The sequence below is a fragment of the Bacillus sp. mrc49 genome, from assembly GCF_002803435.1.
In genome coordinates this window covers 391,798-418,201 of the sequence record NZ_PHNG01000800.1, presented here as the reverse complement: position 1 = coordinate 418,201, position 26,404 = coordinate 391,798, and the positions used below count along the sequence as shown (strand labels likewise).

26 protein-coding genes are annotated in these 26,404 nt (G+C 43.7%); 6 read left to right on the top strand and 20 right to left on the bottom strand.

Annotated elements, in window-relative coordinates; genetic code table 11:
- Positions 1–84: 84 nt before the first annotated feature.
- Positions 85–1,290, top strand: a complete 1,206-nt coding sequence (locus CVN76_RS28340; RefSeq protein WP_232732495.1) for an MFS transporter — start codon at positions 85–87, stop codon at positions 1,288–1,290.
- A gap of 127 nt (positions 1,291–1,417) precedes the next feature.
- Entirely contained in the window at positions 1,418–2,149 is a 732-nt protein-coding gene (locus tag CVN76_RS28335) for a ZIP family metal transporter (RefSeq protein WP_061144152.1), read from the top strand.
- A 270-nt stretch (positions 2,150–2,419) separates the two neighbouring features.
- On the opposite strand, the gene CVN76_RS28330 is transcribed toward CVN76_RS28335, so the two are convergent.
- Both CVN76_RS28330 and CVN76_RS28325 read right to left on the bottom strand, forming a co-directional pair.
- On the bottom strand, positions 2,420–2,659 hold the full coding sequence (locus CVN76_RS28330; RefSeq protein ID WP_100533961.1) for an aspartyl-phosphate phosphatase Spo0E family protein: 240 nt from the start codon (positions 2,657–2,659) through the stop codon (positions 2,420–2,422).
- Between the two features lie 315 nt (positions 2,660–2,974).
- Positions 2,975–5,134 carry a PAS domain S-box protein gene (locus CVN76_RS28325; RefSeq protein ID WP_198512670.1) on the bottom strand — a complete coding sequence of 720 codons (2,160 nt, stop codon included), beginning with the start codon at positions 5,132–5,134 and terminating at the stop codon, positions 2,975–2,977.
- 286 nt (positions 5,135–5,420) lie between these two features.
- Here CVN76_RS28325 and CVN76_RS28320 point away from each other — a divergent pair, with 286 nt between their 5' ends.
- Both CVN76_RS28320 and CVN76_RS28315 read left to right on the top strand, forming a co-directional pair.
- Positions 5,421–6,446: an acyltransferase family protein gene (locus tag CVN76_RS28320; RefSeq protein WP_100533959.1), complete on the top strand. Its 1,026-nt coding sequence runs from the start codon at positions 5,421–5,423 to the stop codon at positions 6,444–6,446.
- Between the two features lie 354 nt (positions 6,447–6,800).
- Entirely contained in the window at positions 6,801–8,561 is a 1,761-nt protein-coding gene (locus tag CVN76_RS28315; RefSeq protein WP_100533958.1) for a B12-binding domain-containing radical SAM protein, read from the top strand.
- Between the two features lie 38 nt (positions 8,562–8,599).
- Here the strand turns inward: CVN76_RS28315 and CVN76_RS31320 are convergent, their stop codons facing one another.
- Together CVN76_RS31320 and CVN76_RS31530 are read right to left on the bottom strand one after the other, a co-directional pair.
- A complete protein-coding gene (locus CVN76_RS31320) occupies positions 8,600–8,746 on the bottom strand; it encodes a hypothetical protein (protein WP_157805830.1) in 147 nt (48 codons plus the stop codon).
- On the bottom strand, positions 8,746–8,904 hold the full coding sequence (locus tag CVN76_RS31530; protein WP_061144505.1) for a hypothetical protein: 159 nt from the start codon (positions 8,902–8,904) through the stop codon (positions 8,746–8,748). The genes CVN76_RS31320 and CVN76_RS31530 overlap by 1 nt, the downstream gene beginning before the upstream one ends.
- A 123-nt stretch (positions 8,905–9,027) precedes the next feature.
- Here CVN76_RS31530 and CVN76_RS28310 point away from each other — a divergent pair, with 123 nt between their 5' ends.
- The gene (locus CVN76_RS28310) at positions 9,028–9,369 is read left to right on the top strand and encodes a DUF3905 domain-containing protein (protein ID WP_100533957.1); all 342 of its coding nucleotides are present in this window, start codon (positions 9,028–9,030) and stop codon (positions 9,367–9,369) included.
- A gap of 65 nt (positions 9,370–9,434) precedes the next feature.
- Here the strand turns inward: CVN76_RS28310 and CVN76_RS28305 are convergent, their stop codons facing one another.
- The 14 genes from CVN76_RS28305 to CVN76_RS28240 all read right to left on the bottom strand — a co-directional run bounded on the left by CVN76_RS28305 (position 9,435) and on the right by CVN76_RS28240 (position 23,267).
- Positions 9,435–10,412: a quinone oxidoreductase family protein gene (locus CVN76_RS28305; protein ID WP_100533956.1), complete on the bottom strand. Its 978-nt coding sequence runs from the start codon at positions 10,410–10,412 to the stop codon at positions 9,435–9,437.
- A gap of 12 nt (positions 10,413–10,424) precedes the next feature.
- The gene (locus CVN76_RS28300) at positions 10,425–11,204 is read right to left on the bottom strand and encodes an enoyl-CoA hydratase/isomerase family protein (RefSeq protein ID WP_100533955.1); all 780 of its coding nucleotides are present in this window, start codon (positions 11,202–11,204) and stop codon (positions 10,425–10,427) included.
- A gap of 15 nt (positions 11,205–11,219) precedes the next feature.
- Entirely contained in the window at positions 11,220–11,999 is a 780-nt protein-coding gene (locus CVN76_RS28295; RefSeq protein ID WP_100533954.1) for an SDR family NAD(P)-dependent oxidoreductase, read from the bottom strand.
- Between the two features lie 5 nt (positions 12,000–12,004).
- Positions 12,005–12,787 (bottom strand): 2-phosphosulfolactate phosphatase, encoded by a 783-nt coding sequence (locus tag CVN76_RS28290; RefSeq protein WP_100533953.1) that lies wholly within the window; start codon positions 12,785–12,787, stop codon positions 12,005–12,007.
- A 4-nt stretch (positions 12,788–12,791) separates the two neighbouring features.
- The gene (locus CVN76_RS28285) at positions 12,792–13,853 is read right to left on the bottom strand and encodes a phosphotransferase family protein (protein ID WP_100533952.1); all 1,062 of its coding nucleotides are present in this window, start codon (positions 13,851–13,853) and stop codon (positions 12,792–12,794) included.
- A gap of 31 nt (positions 13,854–13,884) precedes the next feature.
- Positions 13,885–14,286: an acyl-CoA thioesterase gene (locus CVN76_RS28280; RefSeq protein WP_100533951.1), complete on the bottom strand. Its 402-nt coding sequence runs from the start codon at positions 14,284–14,286 to the stop codon at positions 13,885–13,887.
- 15 nt (positions 14,287–14,301) lie between these two features.
- Positions 14,302–15,081 carry an enoyl-CoA hydratase gene (locus CVN76_RS28275; protein ID WP_198512669.1) on the bottom strand — a complete coding sequence of 260 codons (780 nt, stop codon included), beginning with the start codon at positions 15,079–15,081 and terminating at the stop codon, positions 14,302–14,304.
- Positions 15,081–15,965: a 3-hydroxyacyl-CoA dehydrogenase family protein gene (locus CVN76_RS28270; protein WP_100533949.1), complete on the bottom strand. Its 885-nt coding sequence runs from the start codon at positions 15,963–15,965 to the stop codon at positions 15,081–15,083. Before CVN76_RS28270 ends, CVN76_RS28275 begins: the two co-directional genes overlap by 1 nt.
- Before the next feature lie 46 nt (positions 15,966–16,011).
- Positions 16,012–16,575, bottom strand: coding sequence for a TetR/AcrR family transcriptional regulator (locus CVN76_RS28265; protein ID WP_061144495.1), 564 nt, complete (start codon positions 16,573–16,575; stop codon positions 16,012–16,014).
- Positions 16,576–16,642: 67 nt separating this feature from the next.
- The gene (locus tag CVN76_RS28260) at positions 16,643–18,259 is read right to left on the bottom strand and encodes a long-chain-fatty-acid--CoA ligase (RefSeq protein ID WP_100533948.1); all 1,617 of its coding nucleotides are present in this window, start codon (positions 18,257–18,259) and stop codon (positions 16,643–16,645) included.
- Positions 18,260–18,291: 32 nt separating this feature from the next.
- On the bottom strand, positions 18,292–19,065 hold the full coding sequence (locus CVN76_RS28255) for an SDR family oxidoreductase (RefSeq protein ID WP_100533947.1): 774 nt from the start codon (positions 19,063–19,065) through the stop codon (positions 18,292–18,294).
- The gene (locus CVN76_RS28250) at positions 19,062–20,234 is read right to left on the bottom strand and encodes an acyl-CoA dehydrogenase family protein (RefSeq protein WP_442857617.1); all 1,173 of its coding nucleotides are present in this window, start codon (positions 20,232–20,234) and stop codon (positions 19,062–19,064) included. Before CVN76_RS28250 ends, CVN76_RS28255 begins: the two co-directional genes overlap by 4 nt.
- A 148-nt stretch (positions 20,235–20,382) precedes the next feature.
- A complete protein-coding gene (locus tag CVN76_RS28245) occupies positions 20,383–21,735 on the bottom strand; it encodes an ATP-binding protein (RefSeq protein ID WP_100533945.1) in 1,353 nt (450 codons plus the stop codon).
- A gap of 179 nt (positions 21,736–21,914) precedes the next feature.
- Positions 21,915–23,267, bottom strand: coding sequence for a TrkH family potassium uptake protein (locus tag CVN76_RS28240; protein ID WP_061144490.1), 1,353 nt, complete (start codon positions 23,265–23,267; stop codon positions 21,915–21,917).
- 232 nt (positions 23,268–23,499) lie between these two features.
- Between CVN76_RS28240 and CVN76_RS28235 the strand changes: the two genes are divergently transcribed.
- A complete protein-coding gene (locus tag CVN76_RS28235; protein ID WP_061144489.1) occupies positions 23,500–23,691 on the top strand; it encodes an alpha/beta-type small acid-soluble spore protein in 192 nt (63 codons plus the stop codon).
- A gap of 59 nt (positions 23,692–23,750) precedes the next feature.
- On the opposite strand, the gene CVN76_RS28230 is transcribed toward CVN76_RS28235, so the two are convergent.
- Complete coding sequence (locus CVN76_RS28230; protein WP_100533944.1) at positions 23,751–25,073, bottom strand: anti-sigma factor domain-containing protein; 1,323 nt, start codon at positions 25,071–25,073, stop codon at positions 23,751–23,753.
- Entirely contained in the window at positions 25,070–25,813 is a 744-nt protein-coding gene (gene sigI / locus CVN76_RS28225; protein ID WP_100533943.1) for an RNA polymerase sigma factor SigI, read from the bottom strand. Before sigI ends, CVN76_RS28230 begins: the two co-directional genes overlap by 4 nt.
- Positions 25,814–26,404 lie beyond the last annotated feature (591 nt).

Below are 26,404 nucleotides of genomic sequence, written 5' to 3'. Positions count from 1 at the left end.
AGGCCTCTGCTTTTTACATATATATGAATAGTCAAATTTCTATATCAGGAAGAAGGAAATATACAAATGGGAAGTCTCACTGCCATGAAAACCAAATCACAAAAACAAGATATGACATTGAAAATCATGATCATCATCGGCATTTGCCACTTGATGAATGATTCTCTTCAGGCCGTTGTACCGGCCATGTTCCCCATCCTTGAAAAATCCATGTCGCTGACATATACCCAGCTTGGGATGATTGCATTCTGCCTGAATATCGTCTCATCGCTCCTGCAGCCTGCTGTTGGCTTCTATACGGATAAAAAGCCCATTCCCTATGCATTGCCCATTGGCTTGACAAGCACGCTAATCGGGGTCATCATCCTTGCACTTGCCCCGAACTACACCATCATCCTGGGTGCAGTGATCCTGATGGGCTTCGGTTCGGCCATTTTCCATCCGGAGGGCTCAAGGGTCGCCTATATGGCAGGAGGCCCCAAGAGAGGCCTGGCACAATCGATTTATCAGGTTGGCGGGAATAGCGGGCAGGCACTCGCCCCGCTCATCACAGCGATCGTGCTTGTCCCTTTCGGTCAAAAAGGCGCACTCTGGTTTGCCCTCGTTGCCTTAACAGCGGTTATATTATTACTCTATATCGCCAAGTGGTATTCGCAAAGACTCATTTCCTTTCAACCGAAAAAGGTGGCTGCCAAGGTTTTCAATAAAGAAAGGTCCCATAAAGTCGCGAAAGCATTGATCTTAATTTTGTTCATTATTTTTGCCCGTTCCTGGTATGTATCCTGCATGACCAACTTTTATAGTTTTTACTTAATCGAACAGCATTCATTCACGATAAAATCCGCTCAAATATTCCTGTTCGCCTTCTTGGCAGCTGGAGCTGTAGGAACATTTTTCGGCGGTCCGCTTGCGGATAGATTCGGGCGCAAAAACGTGATTTTCCTTTCTTTCGCTGCCAGCACGCCCATCACCGCCCTTCTGCCATTCGTGCCTCCTGCAGCCGCTTTCATCTTGTTATTGATAGCAGGTTTCATTATCATGAGCAGCTTTTCAGTCACTGTCATATATGCACAGGAATTGGTCCCTGGCAAAGTGGGAACGATGGCCGGCCTGACTGTTGGCTTGGCCTTCGGGATGGGCGCCATCGGATCCGTATCACTAGGAGCCATTGCTGATATAATCGGGATTGAATCCATGATCAAGCTTGTCGGATTCCTGCCGTTGCTCGGCATCATCAGCCTGCTGCTGCCGACGGATTCCACTTTAAAAAAATGGTATCCCGCAGAATGATCATAAATGATGATAGGAATGCCCTTTTATCTGGAACCAATTTTTCGTCCGCTCAATACAATACATTATTGTTTCACCATATGGTTTACGAATACGAATTGATAAGTATCATACAAAGGAGACGTTTATGAGTGGAGTTTTATTAGGCAGCATCCTATCTGCTATGTCCACAGGGCTCGGTGCGTTACCTATTCTTTTCATTCAAGGCTCGATCACACACCGGTTCAGGGACACGCTTCTGGCATTCACCGCTGGTATCATGATGGCCGCTTCGTTATTGAGCCTGATTCCGGAGTCTCTTGCGACGGGAGGCTATATTCAGCTTGTCATTGGAGTTTTCCTCGGGGTCATGACATTGACGATGATGGAAAAAAATATTCCGCATATCGATCTCAGCCATACGAAAAGCGGCATTCAATTCGATGAAAAGGCTTTGCTTATCATTACTGCCATTACACTTCATAATATTCCTGAGGGGCTTTCCGTCGGGGTGAGTTACGCCTCGACTACTGCTGATACGGGTAACTTGATCGCTTTTGCCATCGGGCTGCAAAATGCCCCCGAAGGCTTGCTTGTCGCCCTTTTTTTAATCAATCAAAAAATCGGTAAATTCACGGCGTTCATCATCGCCACCTTAACTGGCGCCATCGAAATAATTACGGGCCTATTAGGTTTTTACTTAACATCGTACATCGGGTTCCTCGTTCCGTACGGCTTGGCTTTTGCGGCCGGGGCCATGCTTTTCATTGTCTATAAGGAATTGATTCCGGAAAGTCACGGAGATGGCAATGAACGATCCTCCACCTATTCCTTCATTATCGGCCTTTTGTTCATGGTCATATTATTGGAGATATTGTAATGCATGGGCTGGCTCGCTTAAGTGAGTCAGCTATTACTTTTTATTCATCCAAGCGTTTCCATATTCCTCTTGGACAATATCATTAGTCATCCAACCTATGTAAAACCAATTGCCGATTTGGCTTTTCCAACGCATGAAAGGACACCTCAAGGTGCCTTTCCCCATTTCTTCGATACATTTAATCGTTTATAGCCGATTGCCGTTGAAGTTCAGCTTCTCATCATGAATAATTAGATATTTCCTTTATATGAAAACATGCAGTTCCATTTATCATGCAAAGTCATCATGAAATGGCTTCTGTACAATGACGACCATGTCTTCTCGCTTATTCCTCACTTCCACCGATGAATGGTGTTGAAGGATCAAATATTCATTTATAAGCTTATCGAGTTGCTCGCTTTGGCGAAGAGTATACTCATGGCCTATCCCATACGCCTTTGCAAACTCCATCATTTCCCAACGTTTCATGCTAATCTCAGAACAAATTTCCATTGCACCCCTAGAATTCATAACTACATTCACTACTCCTGCCCTTTTAAAGTTACATCATAATAAAGAAGTATTACAAAATATGCCTTATATGTAAATAGATTCGCAAAAAAAGACAAAACTTCTTAAATTGCGCTAAAGCATGTCCCAGAAGCAGACAGAATATGACGGGAATTCTTATCGCTCTCAACCTTGGAAAAACTCATTCCCTGAAGGGACCAGCTGTACAAGTCACTACTCCAAAGGCAAAAAAAAAAGGAATCCATTCATCGATTCCCCTTTTCAAGCATTGGATTTCAAAATGATATACCTTACGATTTCAGCAAGCCATCTTCACTACTCCAAAGGCAAATATATATGAAAGCTCGTCCCTTTATCCACTTGACTTTCGACATCTATATAACCTTTATGCTCTTCAATTATTTTATAGCTGACCATCAGTCCAAGCCCGGTTCCCCGATCCTTCGTCGTATAAAAAGGTTCACCCAACTTTTTCAGTTTTTCCGATGAAATTCCCATTCCCTGATCAGTAATGGAAATACAAACGTATTCCCCTGAGCATCGACTTGTTTTGATCCGAACTGATCCACCATTCGGCATCACCTCCAAAGCATTTTTTATGATGTTAATGAAAACCTGCTTTAGCTGGTTCGCTTCACATAAAACGGGAAGCTCCACTTCTTCGAAGTACGTATCGAATTGAATATTGTCCAATAAAGCCTGAGCTGCAAGCAATTCGAGTGTTTCCTTTAAAATGGTATGCACATCTTGTTTAATGATTTTGAGCGCCTGCGGCTTAGCCAAAACTAGAAATTCCGTGATAATGGTTTCAATTCTCTTGATTTCGGAAGTAATGACATGAAAATATGTGGAGAAATCCCCTTCCACTCCATCCTCCAGCAACTGGATAAAACCTTTTAAAGCCGTCATTGGATTCCTGATTTCATGGGCAATCCCGGCCGCCAATTCACCGACTACATTCAACGTGTCCGACTTGCGGATTTGCTCTTGCATTTCCAGGTTTTTACTCACATCACGAAAAATACTTAAATTCAGACTCGAATATACATTTTTCCTCGTTAAAAATTCAATATGTTTAACACGCCCATCCTCGAATTTTATCGGAATGATGGAGGAGAAAACCTCATGCTGGTATACATTCTCGATGTGTACATTCAAGTCAGGGGCGTTTCCTGGAACTTTCTCGATGAATTCTTTTACCGTAAAAGATAGCAGCCTATCCTTCGATATTTCCAATATTTCCTGACCCGCTTCGTTAATATCCTTGAATCCCTCATGATTCCATAAGATCAAGCCGTCCAATGTTCCCTCAAATATTTTCCTGAATTTCTTTTCACTATCCCTCAATTCCTTTTCGATCAGCCAGCGCTCACTGACATTGCGAAAAATCGTGACGTTGTACCCGTCACCCTCATGTTTTTTTGCCGTCAATTCAAGTAATTTAATTTGATCATTCGGCATTTTATAAAACAGTTCGCCCCTCACTTGCGTGTCCCTTTCAAACGTTTCCATCATCTGCCCGAAATGCTGATTGTTGCTGTAAACGTATTTCCAGATATAACTGCCAATCAAATCCTCCCTCGTCGATTCGAATATTTTGCATGCGGAGTAATTGACTCGAAAAATGATTCCGTCATCATTCCAAAAAATGATCGCATCCATCGACTGGTCAAATAATTCGGCAAAAATCCGTTCGCTCGTCTCCAACCTTTTTTCGATAAGATTGGATTCTGTAAGTCTCCGAAGCACTGACATATATAAGTCATTTCCTCCCATTGGACTTATCGAAAAGGTGAAATGATAAGGTTCGTCCCTGATGATCATTTCTACCTCTCCCTTGAAGTTCGATACATCAAAGACTTTACGTATGCATTGATCCCAATAGCCCTTATAATCGGGAGAAATGAAATCCTGCATATTCTTTCCGACGATTTCCTTTTTCGGAATCCCCATTACCTGGATAAAGGCATGGTTCACTTCCATGATTATTCCCGAACTGTCAAACAGGACAATGCTCTCAATGGCAGTATCGAATATGTCCAAAAACATCTGCCTTGACATGCTTTTTTCCCGGGATGCGGACACATGCAAACTCACATCTTCCAGGCGATACATTTGCTCTCCTTCGGTAACGGCACCGACAGGTACGAATTCAATTTGTTTAAGATCCCCTGTGTGGAGCTGGATCATTTGCTTCTCCCTATCTCTCGGTTTTCCCCGTATGGCGGACTCTTCCTGATTATTCAAAGAGATGACGTCGAGAAAATCCGTCATCTTCATCGAGTAAAGCTTTCCTGCAGGGGTCTCCAGCAGGGCACAGGCGGCATCATTGACATATGTAAACCCTAGTTCTTCATCAATCCTGATATAAGGCTCCGACATTGAGTTGAAAATATTTTGAAAATCTTCAATCTGCATTTTCAATTTTTCAAGTTCTTGTTTATATTCCGTTTCATTTTTTAAACCGATATTCATGATCATCCACACCCCTTATCAAAACCCTTACTTACCAACCTTTATTCGACACCCATTTTGAATTTCCTCGCTATTTTTCCGAAAATAATCGCAATTATTGAAATCCATTATTTCCCTTCATGTCAAATTATCGTAAGTTGAATCCGATAATATTTAGCGTTAAGCTTAAATTAAGATTGAAATCATAAAATTAATTTAATAATTCATGATTCCCCACTACAAAATTAGGGTATAAAAATAACAATGCTTTCTAGCTACCTTAAAATTCTCTTAAATGGAGGCAACTATGAAACAACGTGATTTTTTCTTTGATAATGCCAAGTTCATTCTTATGGCATTTGTCGTTTTTGGACATTTGCTTAATACGTATATCCATGATAATGAAACGATTTACGCCTTATATAAAACCATTTATTCCTTTCACATGCCAGCCTTTATCCTTGTTTCGGGCTTCTTTGCAAAAGGCTTCTATCAAAAAGGATATTTAGCTAAAATTACAAAAAAATTGATTTTACCTTACGTCATTTTTCAATTAATATATGCCGTTTATTATTATTTCCTTTATCAAAGGTCTGCCCTCACTGTTGACTTGCTTGACCCGCAGTGGTCTCTTTGGTTCTTGATCAGTCTATTCTGCTGGAACATCATGCTGCTTGGATTTTCAAAGCTAAAGCCATCATTAGGGATAGGTTTATCGATCTTGATCGCCTTATTGATTGGTTATATGGACAATATCTCCAATTACCTTAGTCTCTCAAGGACTTTCGTTTTTTTCCCGATGTTCTTAATCGGCTATCATTTAAGTAAGGATCATCTAAAGAAATTATTTACACCAAAAGTTCGTTTCGCTTCCCTTGGTGTCATGGTAGTGATATTCATCGGCTTTTATTTAAATACCGATATCAATTATAAATGGCTGCTCGGTTCCAAGCCATATGCCGAGTTGGAAGATGCAACGATCGTGTCGATGTTCAAACGCCTTGGGTTTTACGGGTTGAGCCTGATTTCCGTGTTCAGCTTCTTATCCTTCATCCCGCGGGGACAGTATTTCTTTACCAATTGGGGCAAGCAAACTTTATATGTTTATCTGCTGCATGGGTTCTTCATTCGATTCTTCCGTGAGAGTACGATACAGGACTATTTCAGCAATACGGAAAGTTTCATCATGCTTGCCTGCCTATCTTTCTTGATCACGGTCCTATTATCAAGCGAGATGATCGCAACCATGGCCCAGCCAATCATAGAACTGAAGGCCACCAAAACAAAACGGTTCATGACGAGAACCAAAGAATATATAAAACAAGCTTTTTAAAAGAAAGCTGCTATGAATGCAGGTGAACTCGAGGATAATGAAGTTCACCTGCCGTTTTTTTGATACTCCCCTTTTCATTGCGCACAAATAGGCACAGGCGTCCCGGCGCTTTCTCCCTAGCGCTTGGGAGATCTCCCCTTTGTACGACATTCCCAAGCGGGAGTCTGACACCTTTATCTGGATAATAATGAAGCGGACTTCCAACGTACAGGTTGCGGAGTCCCTTTTCACTGACGGTTTATAAAATAATAATTCTGGGTATCCGTTTTTCAAATGGAGTAGGCTATGGTAGAATTACTCGTTAGTGTTTACTGTCTTAATTAGAACATGAAAGGAGACAGGCGTTTCTTCATTATGAATATAATCATTAGTACCCTTAACGCAAAATATATCCATACATCGCTCTCGATACGATATTTAAAGGCGTATGCCCAGCCGGATTATGAGGTGCAGCTGGCGGAATATACGATAAAAGACCCGATCATGAACATTGTAGGTGACCTTCATTCCAAAAAACCTGATGTCGTCGGGTTCAGCTGTTATATTTGGAATATCGAGGAAACGATGAAAGTCATAGCCATGCTTAAGAAAATCAATCCAGAATTAGTCATCATTCTCGGGGGGCCTGAAGTTACGTATGATGTTAACGAATGGCTTGACCAAATTCCCGGAGCTGATTTCATCGTAATGGGAGAAGGTGAGGTCACCTTCAAGTCCCTTTTATCTGAAATAGAAGGATTACAAGATTATAAGAGGATTGGCGGCATCGCCTATCGGGAGGACGGAAAAAAAATCATCCAGCCGCAGAACGGCAAGGTTGATCTTAAATCGCTTCCTACCCCCTATCGTTTGGAAGAAGACCGCCTTGATCTATCCAAGCGGGTCACCTATATCGAAACTAGCCGCGGCTGCCCGTTCAGCTGCCAATTTTGCCTTTCCTCCATCGAAGTGGGTGTCAGGTATTTTGACCGTGAAAAGATTAAGGAAGATATCAGGTACTTGATGAATAATGGGGCAAAGACCATTAAGTTCGTTGATCGGACCTTTAATATCAGCCGAAGCTATGCGATGGATATGTTCCAATTCTTGATTGATGAACATCAGCCGGGAGTGGTTTTCCAGTTTGAAATCACTGCAGACATCATGCGTCCGGAGGTTATCCAGTTTTTGAACGACAAGGCTCCCGCAGGGCTGTTCCGCTTTGAAATCGGTGTACAATCAACAAACGACCATACGAATGATCTCGTCATGCGAAGGCAAAACTTCGAAAAACTGACCAGGACCGTTACAATGGTGAAAGAAGGAAAGAAAATAGATCAGCACTTAGATTTGATTGCCGGTTTACCTGAAGAAGATTATCTAACCTTCAAAAAGACCTTCAATGATGTTTTCGCACTCAGACCGGAAGAGATGCAACTTGGATTTTTGAAAATGCTCCGCGGGACTGGGTTGAGGATACGTGCCGATGAACATCGTTACATTTACAGTGAACATGCACCCTATGAAATTCTCGGGAATAATGTTTTATCCTTTGATGATATCGTGCGGATCAAGCAAGTGGAGGATGTTCTTGAAAAGTACTGGAATGATCATAGAATGGATCATACGACTGAATACCTGGTCAACACGGTCTTTCAATCGCCCTTTGACTTTTTTCAGTCTTTCGGAACATATTGGGATCAACAAGGCTGGTCCCGTATCGGACATCAATTGGAGGACTTATTCAAACGTCTGCAGCAATTTCTGGCTTCCCGTGAGCCGAGTCAGCTGGAAACTATTACAGGTCTCATGAAGTTGGATTATTTCAATAATCAAAAATTCAAGCCGCGTAAACCATGGTGGGAACCATCACTTGACAAACAAGGACGGAAAGAGATTTATGATGCCATCTTATCCGAACCTGAGCTGCTTGGGGACAAATATTCAGCCCTGGGGCTTAATGAAAAGGAAATCCACAAACATACATTGCTTGAGGCCCTCCCTTTTGATTTGAAAATCTATTTAACTGAAGGAACCATTATCGAGAAGCCTTCGATCATGCTCACTTATTTCGACCCGGGCGGTAATGGCTCAAAGGTCTTCGCAATGCCAGATTCAGGAATTTCTGTATTGTAAGAACAAGGACGGATCCAAAATGGATCCGTCCCCTTTTTTTACTTATTATCCCGCTTTTTATTTTCTTTTGCCAATATTTCATAAATCTTGGTTGCGTTCATGTCACCGCTGAATTCCATTCCGAATTCTGTCCGTACATGTTCTCCCATCTGTTTTTCCGCTTGGGGCCGCTTGTCCTTATCCATTAACTTCTTCCTTTTCTGCCCTGCTTTGAATTGCGGTTGGCACCCTTCATTGGGTTTTCTTCTGCTGCAAACTCATTTGAGAAATCATTTTCAGCTTGGTTTCTTTTTGGGGTTTTACTTGCTTTGACAGCTCCATCCACATTGGCTTTCCGTTTCATTTTCATCCATCCTTTTTCAATAAAGTTAACGGTTTATGATGGGGTAATTACGACGGAAATTATTCAGGGATAATATAGGGACAGACGAGAAAAATAACCGTAAACAAAAAAGGGAGATAGGCTATGAAAAAGAACAAGAAAATGGATTCACCCATCATCGCGGATACACAGCCGCACCAAATCAACGCGCCAAGCTTTAAAGGAACGGGCATAAAACCACAAGCTCCATTTGTTAATGATTACGGCGTCGTGATCGGAGACAGTAAATATGCATCAGAAAACTCCCCACTTGAAAATTGGAGTGAAGATACCGATCCCGAAGTCATGGCTGGAGACGAATGGATCCATCCCACCAATGATATAGGCTGGAATACAGCGGAAAACCGTGAACTCTTAGAAGCAAAAAGAACGCCCCAGCCGCCCTTTATGCATCCTGAAAAAGATGTCAGCGCCGAAACGGATTGAGTTGCTCTTTGCTTTTAATCCTTGGGGAAAAGGGGTGTACCGCTCCTTCGGTGCACCCCTTCCCTTCATTTAACCTGCAAGATCAATTTCCCGGTCGTTTGACGGGTATTCATTTCTTCATGAACATTGGCTGCCTTTTCAAACGGATAAATTCCGCCGATCGTCAGTTTAAGCTTTCCTGATGCAACGTATGAAAAAAGGTCGTCGATGCTGGGCAAAAGCAAATCCGGTTTTTTCATGATTTGGGGCAGGAAAAAGCCTACGACGGATTGATTGCGTCTCATTAATTGCTGCGGGTTCATCGTATAGCCCTCACGGCTGGCGTTGCCAAACACGACAAGACGGCCAAATGGTGCCAGGCACTTCAACGTTTTATTGAATATGTCGCCCCCAGCCATCTCCAGCGCCACGTCAACTCCCGTCCCTCCTGTAGCCTCACGAACCTTCAATTCCCAGCCTTCCTCCGTGTAATCGATCAGTACATCAGCGCCCAGTTTTTTTGCCAATTCCAACTTTTCCTTCGTGCTGGCAGTTGCAATCACTTTAGCTGCACCAAATATTTTCGCAAGCTGGACCGCAATCGTTCCCACTCCACCTGCTGCGGCATGTACCAAGACCGTTTCCCCGTGCTGCAAACGTCCCATCGTCTTTAAAATATGATAAGCACTCAGCCCTTGAAGGGGCAATGCTGCAGCTTCATGAAAGGAAATGGCGTCAGGGATCGGAATGACAGAGTACTCGTCGGACAAGGCATATTCGGAATATCCCCCCGATTCAATTAGGCTCACCACCCTTGTACCTGGTTTGATTTTGGTCACTTTCCCGCCAACCTCGACCACAACTCCAGCCACTTCGGCACCCGGGATGAACGGCAGCGGCGTTGGCACAACATATTGCCCTTCCCTTCTGGCTGTATCTGCATAATTGACGCCGACACAATCGATTTCAATCAACACCTCATGGCCAGTTGGGACCGGTCTTTCCGTATCTGTCATTTTTAATACATCCGGCCCGCCATATTCTTTAAATTGTATCGCTCTCATCATGGTCCCCCCTCAATTTCCTGTGAATTCCGGTTTTCTTTTCTCCTTGAAAGCAGTGACTCCCTCCAAGTGATCTTCCGTTGATGCCATCAACGTTTGGGTAATTCGCTCTTGCTCGAGCATTTCATCAAGTGTCGCCGTAAACGAATGGCTAACGAGCTTTTTCATCATTCCATAGGCTTTTGTCGGTCCATTGGCCAGCTTTTTCGCAAGCGTGAATGTTTCTTCCTCAAGTTGATCGAGTGGACATAAATAATTTATGATGCCCAACTGATATAAACGCTCAGCTGAAATCGGTTCAGCCGAGAAGAAGAGCTGCTTTGCAAGATGTGGTCCGACCAGCTTCGGTAAAAAGTACGAACCCCCTCCATCCGAAATCAAGCCAACCTGGGAAAAACTCATGGCGAATTGACTGTCTTCGGAGGCAATGATCAAATCGCAGGCAAGGGCCAAATTAAAGCCGGCTCCTGCCGCGAACCCATGGACGGCAGCAATTACGGGAACCTCGGCAGCATCAAGAGCCAATATACAATCATTCATCCTCCCGACATGGTCATATAATTGGCCGGCAGAGGCCTTCCCCATCGATTTCACGTCGCCGCCAGCAGTAAAAGACCGTCCCGACCCTTTGATGACGACTGCCCTTATATGGGGCTTTTCTTTAATCTCCTTGATTTCCTTCGTCAAGTTGGAAATCATCTCCGGACTGAAGGCATTCAAGCTTTCAGGTCGATTCAAAGTCAATATCAATACATTGCCTGTTACCTCTGTCAATAAATGGTCTTTTATCATTTTCCCATCTCCTTATTATTTGATTAGCCAGCCGCCGTCGACAAGAATGTCGGTCCCCGTCATATAGGAGGCCTCACTTGATGCAGCAAACGCGATGACGTTGCTAATTTCCTGAGCCTTCCCCACCCGTTCCAATACCGTGTTCCGCTGGATGGACTTCACGAATTTTTCATTTTGCAGTCCACCCTCCGTTAATGGTGTTTCGATGAATCCTGGCGAAACGGAATTGACCCGGATACCCGCAGGGGCCAGTTCCAATGCCAAAGATTTCGTTAAGCTGATGACCCCTGCTTTAGCTGAGCTGTAGTGGGGAATGACTGCTCCCGCCTGATGTCCCGATAAGGAAGCGACATTCACGATTGCCCGATTTACACGTTCTCCCACTTCTCCGCTCGCTCCTTCCACCATCAATTTCCCCAAATGCTTGGACACAAGGAATACACTTTTCAAGTTGACATCCTGAACCATGTCCCAATCATCCTCTGAGGTGTCCAGAAGCTTCGAGGACCTTGATCCGCCCGCATTATTGATTAAAATGTGAAGATCGCGATAATGTTCCTTCACATACATCGCAAGCTCCATGACATCTTCCTCGTCCGTCACATCTGCCGGGAAGATATCGGCGACCGGCCGCGTATGCCTGGCATTTATTTCAGCTGCAGCCTCCTTCAGCTTCGCTTTGGTCCGCCCGACCAGCAATACGTCTGCCCCTTCATCCGATAAGCGTTGGGCAGTAGCTTTCCCAATTCCGGAACCTGCTCCTGTCACCACCGCTATTGACTGTGAGAATTTCATCCCTTTCACCTCTTATCCGGATTTTGATGCTGCATTTCCAGCCTGCTTGATTCAGCTTCGATTCTTCCATTCACCAGCTCGGGAACAAGATCGATCGAGCCTTTATTCGCAGCCAATTTCAAATCGTCGATCAAGCTGTGCCTGTCGAACAGCTGTCCGACATATGATGATTGCAGGATATCGAAAGCATTTTCGATATTCGTGCGATAGAGCGCGTTTGCAGCCCTTGCGGCATCATTGAGGATGAATCTCTCCCGTGAGCCAAGCATCAGGCAATCGATCAAATGTCCTGCCCCGTAAAAATCCTCCAGGCTGAATTCACCTGAGTTTCCGGAGCACACGATGATGATCGTTTCGGACTGATGCTGTCGTTTTATTTTTTCTGCAACAGACGGGTTATTCAACAAAGAAGCGATATACACCTTTTTGGCAGCGGCGGAATTTCTCAAAGCAACCGTTCCGTTGGTTGTGGACAGGATGAGCGTCTTATCGCGTACCATCTTCTTCAACAGCGTCGGACTTGGATAGATCAAATCATCAACAGGCGCCGCATTAAGCTCTCCTGCCAATACATACTCACCCTGTTCCTCCTCCTTGCTGATTAACAAGCCCTCAGTAGGGTCCATGACAGGTATCACCCGGCGAGCTCCGCTATGAAGCGCCGAAATGATCGTGGTGGTCGCTAACAGAACATCAAGGACGACCGCCACTTTCTCTCCTTCGGAAAGCTTATCCCTCCGGATCTCTTCTTTTTTTAAAAGTAAATGAATGTTTTGTACATGCCCCATGCCTTTAAACTTCCTTCGCTGCAACATTTGCTGCATGGGTAACTAAGCTTTTTACCGTTTTTCCAAGTTGGGAAAAGCGGGGATCATTCGTCTGCCCTTTTTTATACCTGGAATAGATTTGCTGAAGGATGACGGCCAATTTAAAATAACCAAAGGTAACATAAAAATCGATATTGGATACATCCCTGCCGCTTCTGCTTGCATACGTCTCGATAAATTCCTCTCTCGTCAAAAAACCGTTTAAAGTGGTGATTGAAGCATGTCCAAGGCCAAGTTTGATCATTTCAGGGTCATCGCTTTCCATCCAATAGCTTAAGGCCACTCCTAGATCGGCGAGCGGATCGCCAACTGTCGCCATCTCCCAATCGAATAACCCCACCATTTCCGTAAGATCTGAATTGAACATGGCATTGTTGATCTTATAGTCATAATGGATGATCGAAGTCTGGCTATATTTTGGGATATTCTGCTGTAAATAAGTAAGGAGCGGCATCAATTCTTTGATTTCATCCGTCTTTGCCCTCTCATATCGCGAAATCCACCCGTGTACCTGCCTGTTGATGAATCCATCTGGTCTGGAGATTTCCACTAACCCCGTTTTCTCATATGGTATCGCGTGAAGATCGGCGAGCCGATTGACCATGACATGAGAAAGGCTGCGGCATCGCTCCACCGTAGGAACGATGCCTTCGGGAAATGCACCATCTATGACCAGTCCATGTTTCCTTTCCATTAAGAAAAAGGGGGCTCCCACAATCGATTCATCATCCGAAAACAAGATAGGCTCGGGGGCCGATTGGAAATAGGGATGGATGGAAGAAAGGATATGATGTTCACGCTTCATATCGTGTGCCTTGGGAGCAACAGGACCAAGCGGCGGTCTTCTCAGGACAGCCTCCCACTCCCCCATTTTCAATTGATAGGTCAAGTTTGAATAGCCTGTTGAAAATTGTTGAAGGTTTAACGGCTCAATGGGAAGATCCTTGACATTTTTCCTGAGAAAATTTTCTAAAACGGTAATATCCAGCTCCTCCCCGGGCCGAACCGGAATCGTATCGTCCACCATATATGCTTCAATCCTTTCGACTTAGTTCAAGCTAATGAAGTACAATCTCCGAGATGAGCTTCTCTTTCATCTTTTCAGGTATCGGTTCACTTTTTTGAGTGGCAAAATTATAACAGACCAAAACCGCATGCCCCTCGGCAATGATCTCGCCGGTTTGGGAACAAAGGATTTCGTGGATCATATCACAGCTTTTTGTGCCTACCTTTGTCAATGAAGTCTTTATCGTCAACAGTTGATTGAAGTAACCTTGACCAATAAAATTACAGTTTGTCGAGGCTAATAAAAAATTCCATGGTTGAGCATCCATTGTAAGACCGAGAGCTTCAAAGAACTTCATGCGTGCTTCTTCGAGATAGATGAAATAACTGGTGTTATTGATAGGACCAAAGGCATCCGTTTCGGAAAAACGGACGTTCACTCTGAATTCATGCATAAGACCCCTCCTTGATTAACGGTGTACGAAAGACGGTTTTCGCTTATTCAGGAAAGCGGAAACACCTTCTTTGACATCTTCGGTTTGAAAGATTTCCACGAATAAATTCGTTTCTAGCTCCAGTCCTGCTTCAAGTGTCGCTTCACTTCCATCATTGATCGCCTTCTTGATTCTCGAAAGCGCCTGCAGGGAGTGCCTGGTCATCCTTGAGGCCAGCATTTTTGCCTCGGCCAAACCGCTGCCCTTTCCGACGACTTTGTTGACGAGCCCAATCTTTTCCGCTTCTTTGGCATCAAGAGGATCACCGGTAAAAATGATTTCCTTTGCTTTTGCATTTCCGACAAGTCGGGACAGGCGTTGTGTCCCGCCGCCTCCAGGAAATAAGCCTAATTTAACCTCGGGAAGGCCGATTTGGACTTGAGCCTCTGCAATACGCAAGTCACAGGCCAAAGCGAGTTCGCATCCTCCTCCTAGAGTGAGGCCGTTCAATACAGCTATCGTCGGTTTAGGGAACTGGTCAACCATCGTCAATACAGCATGCCCTTCCTTTACCGTTTCCTTCATATTTGGATTTCCCATCAGGTTAGGAAATTCCTTTATATCGGCACCAGCCGCAAACGCCATATCCCCAGCGCCCGTTATGAGCACCGCTACCGTTTCATTGTCGCGGGAAAGTTCCGCGAAGGTCTCTCCCAATTCTTGGAATACGTGTTTGCTAATGACGTTTAACGGTGGATTATCAATGGTGATGATTGCAAGCTTGTTTTCCTTTTCCACTTTAATGAACCTTGTCATCAATGCTTCACCCCTTGATTTGGATATTCATACCAGCCCTTGCCCGATTTCCTTCCTAAATGGCCCTGCTTCACCTTTTCTTCGATACTCGCATTTGGCTTGTCCTCAGGATTTCCCGTTTCATTGTAACGCTGCTGCATGACAAAATAGCCTACATCAATTCCCGATAAATCCATCAGTTCAAACGGGCCGATGGGATGGCTTAGCGCTTTTCGGCAAATTAAATCGATATCCTCATAGTCGACAATACCTTCTTCATACAAATATAAAGCTTCACGCTGAAGGGCACCCAAAATCCGATTGGCTACGAATCCCGATATTTCTTTCCTTAATAACACGCCGGTCCTATTCATTCTCTGTGTGACTTTCATCGCTTGCTTTGCTGTTTCTTCCGATGTTTGATCGCTCATGACCACTTCAACACAATCCATTACTAGAGGCGGGAAAAAGAAATGCATATTTATGAACTTGTCCGGACGTGTTGTCACGCTTGCAAGCAAGCTATTGACAATCGTTGAACTATTGGTGGCGAAAATGGTTTCAGCAGGTGCCAGCTTGTCCAGTTTTGCGAAAACATCCTGCTTCACATCAAGTTTTTCTACAACCGCTTCAATGATCAAATCAGCTCCTTCGGCCGCCTTCTCCAAGTCGGAAGTGTATTGAAGCCGGCTAAAAGCCGCCAATTTCTGATCTTCTGACAATTTACCTTTTTGGACCCATTTGGTCATGATCGCTTCCAATTTCCCCTTGGCCTCATTCAATGCTTGTTCCTGGACATCCTGAAGAATCGTCTCATATCCTCCCAAAGTGGCAAGCATCGCGATTTGATGCCCCATCTGGCCGGCTCCGATAACGGTTATTGATTGAATTTGCTCGTTTGTCATGTTTTCAATCTCCCTTCTACTAACTAGTCAGTATGTAGCCCACATATCATGCTTCAATTCCATGTAGAATCATCCCCATGAAAATGTCTGCCACTTCCCGCTCATTTTTTTCACCTTCTGGGTCGAACCAATGATAGCTCCAATTAGCCACCCCCAAAATGGCAAAGGAGATGATGGAGGCATCGAGATTGGCACGCAATTCACCACTCTCGATGCCACAAATCAGCACCTGCTCGATTTTGCTGCGAAACTCATCTCGTTTTGGGAGGATTTGTGCCAATTTTTCATTACTTAGATTTTTCATTTCCCGAAAAAACACCGTTGCGCTCGACTTTTTCGTTTTAATGCTTTTTAAAAGCATATGGACGATATCGAAAAGGATATCTTTGCAGGTTTTCCCTGGAGTCGAAATGATTTTTGCTTGCTCATTAAGCAATTCATCTATATACGCTAAATGAATATCCATCAGCAATTGCTCTTTGCTCGTGAAATAATAATAAAATGTACCTTTCGTAACGCCAATCGATTCGACGATATCCGTAATCGACGTTTCACTGAAGCCCTTTTTTTCGAATAAGCGTATGCTATGTTCAGTCATTTTTTCCTTCATGTATGCATCCTCGCAATCTGTTAAAATTTCAGTGAATCGATATCATACGCTGTCGTACTCTTGAACCCTATAATTTATTGGATAGTTCTTCCCTTAAAGCCCGCCTCAATATCTTTCCGACATTCGTTTTTGGCAACTCTTCACGAAATTCAACGAAATGCGGAACCTTATAGGCAGCCAGGTTTGCACGGCAGTAATCGATGATTTCCCGTCCACTTGCCATTTTCCCATCTTTCAGTACAAGTACTGCTTTTACCGACTCTCCTCTGTAGGCATCCGGAACTCCGATGACCACCGCTTCCCGCACCGCAGGATGTTCATAGAGCACTTCTTCCACATCACGCGGGTAAATGTTATAGCCGCTTGCAATGATCAAGTCCTTCTTCCGATCGACGATATAGAGGTATCCTTCTTCATCAACCTTGGCGATATCCCCGGTATATAGCCAGCCGTCCCTAAGGGTGACTGCCGTTTCCTCTGGCATATTCCAATACCCTTTCATCACTTGGGGACCTTTGACGACCAATTCACCCAATTCACCTGGTGCCACTTCTTTTGTTCCATCGCCTAGATCCATGACTTTATATTCCGTCGAAGGGACGCCGATCCCGACACTTCCCGGCTTCCTTTCGGCAAATGCCGGGTTGCAATGCGTTGTTGGCGAAGCTTCCGTAAGCCCATAGCCTTCCAAGATCTTGGCACCCGATTTCCGTTCAAACTCTCGTAAAAGCTCTACCGGCATTGGCGCACTTCCGCTGTTACAGAGTTTAATCGAGCCCATCCCATACTCTTCGGCCTTAGGATGGTTCGTCAGTGCTACATACATGGTCGGAACCCCGGGGAAAGTCGTCGGCTGCTCACGTTTGATCGTTTCGAGCACTTCATCTATTTCGAAGCGTGGCAGCATGATTGAATCACCGGCTATGAATATGGATAAATTCATGGCGGATGTCATTCCAAAAACATGGAAAAGCGGGATGATCGATAGCGTTCTTTGAGAACCGATATTTAATTCATGCTTGAAGAATTCATAGCACTGAACGACGTTTGCAAGAATATTGCGGTGAGTCAGCATGGCCCCTTTCGAACGTCCCGTCGTCCCTCCTGTATATTGAAGAACGGCGATATCATGTTCCGGATCGATGGATACAGGATTGATGTTGCCGTCCCCTCCCTCCATGAATTCATCAAATGAAGTATCAGGTGAGAAAACGGCCTTCGATGGCTGCAGGCTCACTGCCATGATATTTTTCAGGTTCGTATGACGCTGCACACTCTTCACTTTCGGATATAATCCATCCAATACGACGATCGTTTCGGCTCCGGAGTCCTGCAAGATATGCTGCAATTCCCGTTCAACAAGCATGGGATTGATTTGGGTGATGATCGCACCGGCGGTCAAGGATCCATAATATGCAATCACATATTGCGGACAGTTAGGCAGCATGATAGCCACACGATCGCCCTTTTGAATCCCTTTTTTTTGAAGGGCTGAGGCAAAGGCCTGCGACGCAAGAAAAAGTTCCTGATATGTGATTTTTTGATTATAAAAAGTGATGGCTGTATTGTTTGGATAGGATTGACATGCATTTTGAAGAATTCTTTGCATCGGGAAATCAGGCACCTTTATTTCCTTTGAAATTGAATCGGGATACACGGATAGCCACTTTTTACCATTCGTCATTACATTCCCTCCAGCCATTTATTTACTTGTCCTTACATTGCATGTGAACCCCCATCGACAACCAGGATGTTTCCTGTAACATAATCTGAAGCCTTTGAAGCCAGGAAAACGGCAGCACCTTTTAAATCATCATCACTGCCTAATCTTTTGAGCGGGGTGGAATCCAGGATGGGATTCTCTCCTTGCGCCAGCACCCCTTTCGTCATTTTCGTCGGAAAGAATCCAGGTGCTATCGCATTGACATGAATATTGTGCTGGCCCCATTTTACGGCTAAATCCTTCGTTAATGTAATGACCGCACCTTTGCTCGTATTGTATCCGACCGTATCGAGCACCCTTGGATCCGTCCCCCCTAATCCAGCAACGGAAGCGATATTGATGATTTTTCCATATCCCTGCTCAATCATGATCCTGGCTGCAGTCTGGCTCATGATGAAGGTTCCGGTTACATTGACATTCATTACCTTATGCCAGGCTTCAAGCGGCATATCGATTGCTGGCGCTCCCCAGGAGGCGCCGCTATTGTTGACGAGAATATCAATGGAGCCGAATTCACGAAACGTTTCATTAACCACTTCCTGTACATCTGGAGGATTGGTGATATCGCACTTGATGGAAAGCGCCCTGACTCCAAGCCCTTCGATTTTCGAAGCCACTTCATCGCATGCCTGCTTGTTCCTGGAACAAAGGACGACATTAGCCCCCGCTTCGGCAAAACCGGTCGCTATTTGTTCACCTAGCCCCCTGCCGCCGCCGGTTATGATTGCCGTTTTTCCAGTCAGATCGAATAGGTCCTTCACGTTCATATTTTCACCTCATGCTTTTGTTGATATTTCCGCAGCTCGATTTTTGCCACTTGTGATCGGTGCACTTCATCCGGCCCATCAGCAAGCCTCAGCGTCCGGGCATTGGCCCAATGAGCGGCAAAAGGGAAATCATCGGAAATTCCTGCAGCGCCAAAGCCTTGGATGGCCCGGTCAAGCACTTTCAATGCCATATTCGGCGCAACCACTTTTATCATCGCAATTTCCGCCTTCGCCTCCTTGTTCCCTACCGTATCCATCATATAAGCTGCCTTTAGCGTCAACAGCCTGGCCTGCTCGATTTCAATCCGCGAATCGGCGACCCATTCCATGATCACGCCTTGTCTCGCTAAAGGCTTCCCAAACGCGACACGACCTTGAATGCGCTTACATAATTCTTCAAGCGCCCTTTCAGCCGCGCCGATCAGCCTCATGCAATGATGGATTCTTCCAGGACCCAATCTACCTTGGGCTATTGCAAACCCCTTGCCCTCACCCCATAAAATATTCGCTGCCGGAACCCTTACATTGTCGAAATTGATCTCGGCATGTCCATGAGGAGCATGGTCATAGCCGAATACAGGAAGCATTCTTTCGATTTTGACACCCGGTGTATCAAGCGGCACAAGAATCATGGACTGTTGCTCATGCCCCGCTGCTCCAGGATCTGTCTTTCCCATAACGATGGCTATCTTGCATCGTGGATCTCCTGCCCCGGAAGACCACCATTTCCGGCCGTTTATGACATACTCATTACCGGACTTTTCGATTCTGCACTCAATATTGGTGGCATCGGAAGAGGCTACATCAGGCTCCGTCATAGAGAAGCATGAGCGGATATCCCCTGCAAGCAACGGCTTCAGCCAACGTTCCTTATGCTCGTCGGAGCCGTACCTCACCAAAACTTCCATATTGCCTGTATCAGGTGCATTACAGTTGAAGATTTCAGGACCTATCATCGACCTTCCCATGATCTCGCAAAGCGGTGCATATTCCAGATTCGTTAAACCTGCGCCATAACTGCTATCGGGTAAAAATAAATTCCATAACCCTTCTTCCTTTGCTTTCGCCGTCAATTCGGATAAGATCGGCGGTATATCGCTCCAACGGCTTTTCTGCTTCTCGAGCTGTTTTTGGTATACAGCTTCATTGGGATAGACGTACCTTTCCATGAATTCAGTTAACTTGATTTCCAGAGCTTTCACCTTTTGAGTATGTTCGAAGTTCAAATTGACTTCCTCCTCCTCTACCAACTGACCGGTTAGTATGTTTTCACCTTTACAGTATATACATAATTTTCCGATTTTTTCAACAATTAAATCACTTATTTTCTTGTCCTTCCTTCGCCCCCACTTTCTCCTCCTTTTCGCTGCCGTTTCTCTCGTTTTCTTGAACGGCAGGGAATACACAGACGATTTTCGTTCCTTTTTTCAACTCACTTGTTATGAAAACCTTTCCGCCATGCTTTTCGATGATCTTGAAACAAACGGAAAGTCCCAATCCTGTTCCAGATGATTTTGTCGTAAAAAATGGTTCTCCCACTTTCTGAAGGGAATTTTCCGGGATGCCCTCCCCCTCATCCAAAATGCTTACAAACACTTCCCCATTTTTTTCATAGATGCTCAAAAAAATATTTCCGCCATTCGGCATTGATTCTATCGAATTTTTAATGATATTGATTAATACTTGTTTGATTTGATTTTCATCAAAGCGCATGAAAATCGGTTCTGCATCATAATTTTTTTGAATTTGTATATTGTTCAATACGGCATTTGTCTCAAGCAAGGTTACGACATGATTGCAGCTTTTTTTCAAATCCTTCTCAAGAAAAACTGCACCGCTCGGTTTGGAAAGCATCAGCAGTTCATTCAATACTTGTTCGATTCGATTTATTTCCGAAAAAATGATGTCATAATACTCCTGTTTATCCGCCCCTCCATCCCTGATCAACTTGACGAATCCCAATATCGCCGTCATCGGGTTTCTTACCTCATGCGCTATTCCTGCGGCAAGTTGGGCAGCTGTGGATAGCTTGCTTGATGTGATTGCCAAATGTTCGTTCAGGTTTACTAGTTCTTCTTCTGCATGCTTACGTTCATTGATTTCGGATAATATACCTGCAGTCCCGATGAATTTCCCCGTTTCATCGTATATCAGTTTAACAAATGCTTCGACCCAGCTGCTTCCCTTTTTGCCATCACGTAACTTAATGTCAACGCGAAAATATTTATTTCCTTGATGAAAGGATTCCGCAAACGCCTTCAATACGTCTTGATATGAAGCATTATCCATATGCTTTGAAAAATGCAGCCCGAGTGATTCATTAACGGTTGCACCGCTCATCGACTTCCAAGCCGGGTTTAAGTACAGCCACTTCCCTTTATGATCCGTTTGGAAAATGACCTCGTTGAAGCTATTGATCAATTCCTTGGAGTACTTGGAGAAAATGCGATAACGTCCTTCGCTATCCTGCAATAGTGAGATGGTCCTCCTTTTATCATCATAAACCGCACCCAAACACCAGGCCAAGGCAAAGACGACAAATAAATAAATTCCCAGTAACGCAGTGAATCCGCCTTCCTTGAGGACGGTCGATGCTAAAATCGGCGAAATCAATAAGATGAACAGTGCAGGAACCATGATTCTTCCAGTATATTTCTTTATTTCCTCCACCTCCTTTACGTGACTCCTATAAATGGCATTTGCTCTACCTTAACGCGAAGCATATTGGACGACCATATATAAATGGGAAATAACTCTCTTGTAGGTAAATTTCAACATTTTATCATCGATTCCTGCCACCAACACAAAAAACCTTTCCTGATAGGAAAGGTTCACGGTCTGCCATTGTTTTAACCAATGATGACACGTTCTTTTGGATAATGATAAATTTCCCTGATTTCTTTGTGACCTATGATATAAAGCAAGGAGGTTATCCCGACACGGCCGATAAACATGATGATCATGATGACAATCTTGCCTGTATGGCTAAGATCTGGAGTGATGCCCATCGAAAGACCAACAGACCCGAAAGCAGAGCATACTTCGAAGATGATTTGGGTCAAAGTGAAGTTCTCGGTGATCGTCAAAATGAAGATCGCTATTATGCATAGAAGCGAACCCATGATCATAACGGCAGTTGCCTTTCGGATATCATCGGGATGTATCTCCCGCTTGAATACTTTTATGGAGCGCCTTCCACGCATGAAATTCCACAAGAACAGAATCATGATGGCCAGCGTTGTCGTGCGGATACCCCCTCCGACTGAACTTGGGGAGGCTCCAATGAACATCAGGATGCTCATCAATAATAGGGTCGGCTCCGAAAAGTCGCTCACATTCATTGTTGTTAAACCGCCGCTCCGTGTATTGGAAGACATGAATAAAGAATAGAAGAACGATTCATGCCAATTCTTGTCTTTAAAGAAACCGTTCACTTCCAGCAGGAAGATCATGATCGTGCCGCCAATGATGAGCGAAAAGAATGTGACGGATGTCAATTTCGTGAATAAGGAAAAATGAAACTTATAAGTACGGGCACCATTGGATAAAAATTCTTTCAACTCAATCAAGACTGGAAATCCGATGGCTCCAAGGGTAAGCAGGATTATCGTGATGAACTGAACAAAATAGTCCCCTTTAAAAGGAATCATCGAAATGCCGGTTATGTCAAAACCAGCGTTCGTTGTGGAACTGATTGCCAAAAACAGCCCATTGATAAAAGCTTCTTTCCAGTTTGGGTAATAATTTAAAAAATACACCCCTAAAACCAGTGCACCAATCATTTCAATTACGACAAATATCTGAATGATTTGGATCAATAATTTCACAAGGCCTGAAAGGTTCGATTGATTTTGATCCGTCATGATCAATTGCCTTTCCTTCAAACCGATCTTTTTTCCTAGGATCAGCCAAAAAAACGTTCCGAGCGTCATGATGCCAATTCCGCCGAATTGGAGAACGAACATCAGGATGAAGTAGCCAGCTTCACTGAACACATCAGGCGTACTGACCACCGTCAAGCCAGTTACACTGACCGCACTGACGGCTGTAAATAGTGCGTCCATGAATTCCCACTCAACACCAGGCTTAAGGGCAACCGGCAGACTAAGAAGGATTGTTGAAATGCTGACAGCTAAAAAATAATAACCGACAATAAGCTGAGCAGGTGTTAACTTTGATAATATTTTTTTTATAGCAACCATTAAGCGTTTCCTTTCTTACTCCTTTATAACTAGATGGACCACAAACCCATTAATAATATAGTTTACCCTTTTTTCATTCTTTTTTCCATTCTCTTTTAAAACTGACTTCCTTGCAACAATAAGGCAGGTTTACCAAAAAGTTTGATGCTGCTACCATAAGTAAAACTCCTCATTCTACTTATACTATCATTACAGCGGCAGAAGCCGTTGAACATGTAAAGGGGAGATTCAAATGGCTAACAGCAGCAATAACCTTCTTGTTCCTGGAATCGAACAAGCATTAGATCAAATCAAATATGAAATCGCATCAGAATTTGGTGTACAATTAGGTTCCGATACTTCAGCACGTGCCAATGGTTCCGTTGGTGGAGAGATCACGAAACGCCTTGTACAACAAGCTCAATCTCAACTTAAAGGTCAATAATAATTTATCACACAATTGAATATCCATGGCTAAGAGTCCAGCTTCCTGCTGGACTCTTTTTAATGATTCCATTCATGCCGTTTTTCATCATGATCCCTACCTCGTCTCTGTGACTTCATCTCTCGGTTGCCTTTTTTTAGATCGTGCCTTTCATGATCCATATGATTCTTTTCTCGTCCCTTTCTCTTTTCCTGGAATGATGGCTGCCCTTTTCCCCCCTGATCCGCCTTTTCATGTTTCCGTTTGTCTCTTGCATGATTGCTTCGGTCCTCACGGCGGCTTTGCTTGGCTTGGAAATCTCGATTGCTTTGATTGTTTCGTTTGCGTTCAATGGTTCTGCTGTGTCCGTTACCATGAATGTTTTGATCGCTTCTTTTGTTTTGGATGCTTCGGCTACTGCCTGGTTTATTCTCTGTTTCGTTGTTTTTTTCCTTAAACCGTTTTATCTCAGGGTGTTTGGCGCTTTTATCATCCCGGTTAGTTTTTTCGTTTTTTTCGTCTGGCTTTGTCACTAAATGTTCAGATACTGGCTGTTTGACCTCAGTTAAACGATTTTGCTTGACGGCATTCGCATCGTTCACTTTTTTGTTTTCTCTGTCCGATTGCCTCTCTTTATCCTGATTTTCGCCCTGCTTTTTGGAAGTGCCATTTTTCTCTTCTATCGGTTTATCTTGTTCAGGATCAGGTACCCTTTTATTCACTTTTGTCTTATCTTGATTCGTTTTCAATTTCTTTTCGACATATTTACCTGTCGAGATGCCTTGTGCCTTGGCTTGCTCCCGATCACTTTTCGTTGCCTGTATCACCTTCATCTTTGTTGTTGAAACGTTTTTCTGCTCGGCTATTTCTTTTATCTCTTCTTTTAAATTCTTATCAAGTTTTTTATCTTTATCCAATAACGTTGTCGACACGACTATTTGTTTTTTGCCTTTTAAATATCCAAGTTGCTTTGTCGTTTCAACAATCCGGTTTGTAACGGTCTTGATTCCCTTGCCTTTCCAATCTTTCAGTTGGCCGATGACAAGCTTGCCGTCTTCGTTTAAACCAGTAAGCTTAAGCACATCCAACTGGTCATCCAGCTCCAATTCAATGCTGGGATTCACATCGATCGTCATATAAGCCGACACATGCCCAGTGAAATAAGACGGCAGGATTGAAAAAAGAATAAGAAAGGTGGTGGCTATACTTAACACGGCCTTTTTCCTGAAAGTTGATTGGAAACTGGAAATGGTGAAAGCTGTCTTGTGTTTGACAGGGGAAAAAGTGATTTCCTCCCCCACTTCATATGCCCGTTCGTCTCTCTTCGCTTTTAGAAATTCACCCTCGGGGGTCAATAGGGTTACAAAACGCTTATTTACTGACAGAATAACTCCTTTTTTCATCCATTGATAGCCCCTTTTATATAATCATTCAAGTACAAAAAATCTCCGTTTATTATGATTGCCACAGCAATGATGTACTTTCGGTTCCGTTCAATTGTTTTTCTGCTTACTTCCACTTTTCCCTCAAGCTGTTTAACTGGCAGCCGCTTTTTTGCAAACAGGATTTCTTTCAGTTCGTCGTCATCCATTAGCAGCTTGGCGATCATGATCGCACCTTTTCTGGCATCAGCATGTTTTGGAGAGTTTTCAACGAGATCTTCAAATGTCAGCCCAAAATCCTGTAGATGGCTTATATATAGGTGAATTTCTTCTTTCCTTTTCTCTGCTTCCTTTTGCTTTTCGTATTCATGGATGGAATTTTCGTTATCGATATATATATGGCTTTGATCATTGTCATCATTAAGCGATAGATCCAAAAGGATTTCTTTCCGCTTCGACTGGCTTCTTAAATAATCTATAACCCTTCGTTTAACGAGGGTTTCGGCAAATGCCAATAACGAACGGCCTTTGTCAGGGGAGTATTTGTCGATCGCTTCGTTAAAAGCAATCAGACCTATACTGAATTCATCATCTGATTCATATATGTAACGTCTGCACACTGACGAGACGGTTTTCGCTATAAAAGGTTTGAATGACTCTATCGTATCATTGCGAAGGCTTATATCGCCTTGTTGAATTTTTAATACGGTTTCTTCTAAAGAACGCTTTTTTTTGAATGCTGTAAACAACAATCCAAGCATTTGCTCACCTCGCTTCTGTTGATAAAAATATGAATCAACATACTTATCTTAAGCGGAGAGAGTCTAAAAGACAGTACCAAAAGAACCATTTTTGCCGAATTGTTGAAATCACATCATAACGCAACATGACAAAGTGCTTAGTTTTTTCTCGTTTATTACAGTGCCATTACATTACATTATCTTTTTCCGTATCCTTGTCTAAATCAATGGGGCAATTGTCATTTTTCTAACCTGAATTTAATATTCACAGCTTTTAACATATCATTCGAAAACTCTCTAAGCGTTATGTGGGTAGTGTCCATAAATCCGTTTTTTATGTTAGAAAAATATCGTGTATAGAAGATTCCAGACTTTTGTAAAAAACAGGTGATAAAGAGTGAGCTGCAGTTTCTTTCGTCATCTTTATGTTCGTAACTTACCACTTTGTGCGTGTACTTTAATCGCTCGATTGCGGGCCAGTCTCTCCCTTTCCAGGGCCGCTCTGGGATTCTCCTCAAGCTTTGCGTCTATCGGGTCTCACGTAGTCACGCATTTCGCAATGGAGTGTCGCACAGCCACTCCATTCCACTTAGCGTATAAACAAAGGGAGCT